At 60.7% G+C, this 6,278-nt stretch carries 3 protein-coding genes; 2 read left to right on the plus strand and 1 reads right to left on the minus strand.

From position 1 onward, the window contains the following. Window positions 1–451 precede the first annotated feature (451 nt). Window positions 452–712 (plus strand): WGR domain-containing protein, encoded by a 261-nt coding sequence (locus HJ536_RS13830; protein WP_177158178.1) that lies wholly within the window; start codon window positions 452–454, stop codon window positions 710–712. Window positions 713–789: 77 nt separating this feature from the next. Further along, window positions 790–2,958 carry an esterase-like activity of phytase family protein gene (locus HJ536_RS13835; protein WP_177158179.1) on the plus strand — a complete coding sequence of 723 codons (2,169 nt, stop codon included), beginning with the start codon at window positions 790–792 and terminating at the stop codon, window positions 2,956–2,958. Window positions 2,959–3,034: 76 nt separating this feature from the next. Here HJ536_RS13835 and HJ536_RS13840 read toward each other — a convergent pair. Next, a partial coding sequence (locus HJ536_RS13840; RefSeq protein WP_228028724.1) for a DUF7507 domain-containing protein occupies window positions 3,035–6,278 on the minus strand: 3,244 nt, incomplete at its 5' end.

Below are 6,278 nucleotides of genomic sequence, written 5' to 3' on the forward strand. Positions count from 1 at the left end.
GTCTATAATTGCAAAATTTCATGTCAAAATCGCCATGATTGCATAACTCATCACACTATCGTGAGTCTTGTGCAACGCCTTAAGTCACGGATTTTAATGTGAATTGTGACGGAAATGTTTTTCAGCTTACCAAAGGCAATAATGCGGCAAAGCTTTGCGGAAAAATCAACTTACCTGAAGGGCGGAGAATTCATTGCGATTGCGGAATGTTATGCCGAATTGCAAAAAACTGTCATATGAGCACCGCTTTTTATCGGGCATCAAGCTGACGCGATTTGCGAAAATATCGCTTACCTAAAAAGTTTTCCTTCGGAGCGATTGGATCGACCTTTCAAAGGCATGGGCTGAAAACCGGATTTGGCGGGTCCCATCAACATTCTGAATCGGTGGGCTTCCTTTGATTCAAGAAATGAATTGGACGTTAGGGCCCGCAGGATGAGAGGGTTGCCCCATGTCACACCCCCTGTCCCCTTCCCTTCGCCTGACCCGCTGCGATCCCCAGCGCAATATGGCGCGTTTTTACGAAGCGATGTTGCAACCGACCCTGTTCGGCGAGGTCGCTTTGGTACGCAATTGGGGGCGGATCGGGTCCGCAGGGCAATTGCGGACGGAAACCTTTGGCACTCCGGAGCAGGCCCAAAACGCCTTGGATGACCTCAATCGACGGAAATGCAAAAGGGGATATCGCCCCTTTGTCCAATCGTCACTTTAGTTTCATCAAAGCTTCAAGGAACCGATACCTACCCCGTTCATGCACGTTTCGATTACAAGTCCAACGGGGATACCATTATGAACCGCACGCGTGTCTGTCTGACCGCAGCCATCGCGCTTTTTGCGCATGAAGCTGCCGCTGAAATGAACTTCAACCGTATCGCCAGCTTTGCCACCCCGGCCAACATGGCAGAGGGCGAAGACCTGAACCGTGAAACCTCGGCCGAGATCATTTCGGCAACCGAGGACGGCATGACTCTGGTGTACACCGACAGCCCTCTGGGTGTGATCGGCCGCATCGACATCACCGACCCCAAAGCGCCCAAGGCGATGGGCAACGTCGATATGGGCGGCGAGCCCACTTCGGTTGTGGTGGCAGGTCAGACCGCTCTGGTTGGCGTGAACACCTCGGAAAGCTACACCCAGCCTTCGGGCAAGCTGGTCACCGTCGACGTCGCCTCGGGCGAGGTTGTGTCGGAATGTGATCTGGGTGGTCAGCCGGACTCGATCGCGAAATCGGCGGACAATTCGTTCGTGACCCTGGCGATCGAAAACGAGCGCGATGAGGACTTCGGTGACGGCCGCGTTGGTCAAGAGCCTGCAGGCTACATGGTCAAGCTCCCGCTAAAGGACAACGCGCCGGTTTGCGAAGAGATGCTGAAGATCGACGTCACCGGTCTGACCGAAATCGCGCCTCAGGACCCCGAGCCCGAGTTCGCGGACGTCAACGGTCTGGGTGAGATCGCTGTCACCCTGCAGGAAAACAACGCCATCGTCATCATTGGCGCTGACGGCAAAGTCATGAACCACTTCTCGGCAGGTGCGGTTGACCTGACCGAGATCGACGCCACCGACGAGCGCGGCGCGCTGATCTTTACCGAAACCCAGATGGGCCGCCTGCGCGAGCCCGATGGCTTGGGCTGGATCGACAACGACCACTTCGTCATCGCCAACGAAGGCGACATGGACGGCGGTTCGCGCGGCATCACCGTGTTCCACAAAGACGGCACCGTTGTCTACGAGAGCGGCAACACCTTTGAGCACGCTGTGATCCAGACCGGCCACTATCCCGACAAGCGTTCGGATGCCAAAGGCATCGAGCCCGAGGGCATGGAAATCGCCACCTTCGGCGACACCCCCTATGCGTTTGTTCTGGCCGAGCGCGCGTCGGTTGCGGGCGTCTACGACATGACGGACCCTGCAAACCCCGTGCTGAAGCAGATCCTGCCGTCGGGCATCAGCCCCGAAGGCGCAGTGGCGATCCCCTCGCGCAACCTGCTGGCGACCGCAAACGAAGCCGACCTTGGCGAAGACGGTGCAGCCCGCGCCCACGTCATGATCTACGAATATCAGGATGCACCCGCAGCCTATCCCACCATCACTTCGGCCGGTGCGGACGAGCTGATCGGTTGGGGCGCTCTGTCGGGCATGACCTTTGCTGATGGCAAGGTTTACGCGGTGAACGACAGCTTCTACGGCTTCCAGCCCACCATCTTCCAGATCGACGCGACCCAGACCCCCGCGAAGATCGAGAAAGCCATCCGCGTGACCCGCGCTGGACAGCCTGCCCAGAAACTGGACATGGAAGGCATCGTGGCGGACGGTGAAGGCGGCTTCTGGATCGCAAGCGAAGGTCGTACCGACCGCGTTGTGCCCCACGCCATGTACCACGTGAACGCCAAAGGCGCGATCAAAGAAGAAATCGGCCTGCCCGCAGAGCTGATGGCTGTCGAGAAGCGCTTTGGCTTCGAAGGCATCACCAAGATCGGCGACACCCTGTGGATGGCCGTTCAGCGCGAATGGGCTGACGACGACAAAGGTATGGTCAAGCTGGTCGCTTACAACACCGAAACCGAAGAGTGGGGCGCTGTTCGCTACCCGCTGGACAAGGGTGACGCTGGCTGGGTTGGCCTGTCGGAAATCACTCTGCACGGTGATGCGGTTTACTTCATCGAACGCGACAACCAGATCGGTGACGCGGCCAAGATCAAGCAGATCACCCGAGTGGCTGTTGCGGATCTGGTCCCTGCCCCGCTGGGTGGCGAGCTGCCCGTCGTGACCAAAGAAGTCGTTCGTGACCTGATCCCCGACCTGAAGGCCTTTGGTGGCTACGTTGTGGACAAGGTCGAAGGTCTGACCTTTGACGGCGAAGGCAACATGCTGATCGTCACCGACAACGACGGTGTGGATGACAGCTCGGGCGAGACGTTCTTCCTGAACCTCGGCCCCGTGAAGGCGATGAACTAATCGGTCCATCGGATCGGCAAACAAAAGCGGCGCGCAGAACCCTGCGCGCCGTTTCTATTTCTGGTGCTGTTTGGCGTCAGAAGTCCAGCTTGACCTCATAGGCCACAGTGGGCGCGCCAGCCTCGGTCGAGCGGAAGCTCAGGGTCGAAACGCCTTGATCCTTGGCAAAGCGCCGTTCCAGCCCGAAGCCGAGCCTTGCGGCCACATGCTCGCCCGAGCGGTCCAGATCCAGCGCGATATGGCGGGTGCGTCCGTCTTCTTCGGCCGAGGTATATTCGACCCCGCCGCCAAGACCGCAGCGCGTATCCAGATCGTCGAACGCATCACAGAATGCCCGCAGGGTCAGGTCCAGCTGCCCGTCCATGTTGTCCCATATACCCTTGCCGTCATGGGCTTGGAGCAGATCGTTGCTAAAGCGGGTCTCGATGAACAGGCGGCCACTGGACACGCTGTCGATCCCCAGGGTGCCGGTTTCGGTAAAGGGCCCGCTGGTCGCGGTGACATCGGTTTCGGTTTGGGGGGTATAGAACCCGTCCAGACCCACACGCGGCTTGATCGTGGTGTCACCGACCAGCATCTCGCCCGACAGGGCAAAGCCGCCGGTTACGCCATAGTAGGTGAAGTCGCCTGTCGCGTTGATCGTCTCGTCGCGGGCAAAGTCCAAATCATAGCTGTGTTTCCCCGCAACCGCGCCGATGTGGTAGTCATAGAACAACTGCTGCTTCAGGCGCCCTGCCCCATAAAGGCCCGCATCCAGACCAAAGCCGTTGATCTGCCCGTCTGCCAGATTGTCGACCGTGGTGCGGGTCATGTAGGCGCCGATGTAGCGGCCCGACAGGCTGTCCCGCTCGCCCAAGGTTTCCCAGCGGCGGTTGAAGGTCAGCTGATACTGCGTGCCAAGGGCCTCATCCTCCGAGAACACCAGATCTGCGCTGTCGATGGTCCATTTGTGGCTGAACTCGTTGTAGCTTTCGTTGGTGTAGGCGCTGTCCAGAATAAACAGGCCGCTGCTGGCTTCGACATGGCCGCTCAGGGGATCGCTGGTCCGATAGGACCGCAGCCCGTCGCGATCGGCGATGGCGCGTTTCATCCGCTCCAGCGCATCCACGCGCCAGCCAGAGACCATCTCGGTCTGGCGCTGCATGGTGACACGGATGTCGTCCTCGATGATTGCGGTCAGGTCTTCTTTGATCTGCTCGATCAGTTCCGCGCCGAATTTCACCACGGTTGCAGTGCCGTTGCCGGTGCCTGCGGTTGCGTTCCCGTCCGGGGCGCTTTCATAGACATAGGTGCCGCCGATATCCGCGCCGGTCGGGGTGGCACCGACAACAGCATTCGAGCCAGCAATCAGGTCCGCACTCAGGGTGGCAAGGTTGGACACTTTGCCCCGCTTCAGGTCGGCTTTGGTCAGGGTGTAGCTGGCGGTATAGGACCAGATTTCCCCAGCGTTCAGAATGCCGTCATCGGTAACGCCAGCCTCGGCGGTCAGGGCTTCGTCCGCGGTCAGCGGGTCGTCCAGAACCACGGTGTCATAGTCCAGATCGCCGGTGTTCTCGACCGTGATGGCATAGGTGATGACCTCGCCCACTTGGGGGCGGTCGGACAGGCCGCTGTCATCGGCCACCTTCGTCACGCGGACGCCCGTGGCAAAATCCGCAGGGTCCATGGCGATGTGGTTGTGGATCACACCCTTGGACAGGGTGTCCGGGTCGGTCCAGTCGCCAAAGGTGAAGTCGAACGCCAGATAGTAAGTCGCGTCGCCGCCACTGGCCGCAGGAGCCTCGGGCGAGGCCACGATTTCCTCGACACCAAAGCCGAGGGTTGTGGTAATCGCGCCTGCCTGCGGCGGGATGATCTGCGAGACAAAGCTGTAATCGGGATGCGAGACGCGCAGCGAATAGGTGCCGGTTTCCGCTGGCGATTGCAGCAGGAACGAATACATGCCGTCCGCGCCGGTCACCACGTTGTTCGCGTCGCCTGCTGCGGTGTCGAGCCACGCATCAGGCACTTCGGCGCCGTTATGCAGCAGGGTTACGGTCGCGCCAGAGATCGGCGCACGGGTGATCGCGTTGTAGACCACACCGCTGGGGTCAACCACGATCGCGTCCACATCGGTCACTCGTCGGTCAGCGCCGGCGGCAACCACGATGTCCTCGACCAGATCGCCATGGGCATCGCCAAGCGACGAATGGGAATGCACGGCCGCGCCTTCGGGTGGCAAGAAGCAGATCGCATAGGTCCCCTGCTCTAGCTGGATAAAGGCATAGCCCCCGTCCGAACCGGTCACTGCACGGGCCACTTCTTGGCCGGTGGACTGGTCGATCAGGACGACGGTCACGCCCTCTTTGGCGTGGATGCCATCGGTCACGTGGCCGGAAATCGATCCGAGAAAGGTGATGATTTCTTCGTCGGTGTCAAAGGTCGGGCCAGAGCGGTCGCTGACCGTGGTCTCTGCCGAGGTCGCAGTGGCCAGCGCAAGGTTGCTGACATAGCCGCGATCAAGATCCGCGGTGGTCACTTCGTAAGTGATCGCAAAGGTCGTGCTGTCGGTTTCCCCCGGTGCCAGCGCGGGAATGGTCTGGCTGACCACGCCGCCGAACAGGGGATCGTCGATCTGCACATTGGTCAGGGTCACAGTGCCGGTGTTCCGGACTTCGAGCAGATAATCGATCGTATCGCCGACCGAGGTTCCGAGCACTCCGTCATCGTCATTCAGTACACCGCTCTTGCGCAGGGCGATGGCGGGGGTGCCGGTGATTTCAGTGGCAACCGCACTGTCTGTGGTGTCGGTGACATCTTCGGAGCTGTCGGAGGCGCGCAGGGTGTCGCCATCGAGGTCGATCCACGCGGTGCCGGTGGCGCTGTTGCTGAGGCCACCTGCGTCCACGTCGTCCTGATCGACCACATGGGTCAGGGTCGCGGTAGCGGTGCCGCCGGGCAGGAAGGCCGCATCGGTGCTGCCGGTGGAATAGCTGATGACCGAGAGGGTCGCGGTCAGCGCAGTGCTGTCGGCGCGCTGGAAGTCATCGCTCAGGGTCAGGCCGGTGAGCGTGGTGTTGCCGGAGTTCTCGGCAGTGATGGTGTAGGTCAGGGTGTCGCCAAGGCTGACCACGCCGTCACTGTCCGCGTCCGTGTGGGCGACGGCCTTAGTGACGGTCAGCGCGGGGGCGCGGGTCAGAGTGGTTTCCGTGGCCGCATCGCCGGTGCCGGTGGCGCTGGAAATATCTGTGACATCGCCGGTGCCCGAGGGGCTGCTGGCGGTGACCGTGGCGAGGTTGTTGACGGTGCCCGCATCCACGTCATCCTGGGTCAGGGTGTAG

The sequence above is a fragment of the Donghicola mangrovi genome, from assembly GCF_013377535.1.
Lineage (GTDB): Bacteria > Pseudomonadota > Alphaproteobacteria > Rhodobacterales > Rhodobacteraceae > Donghicola > Donghicola mangrovi.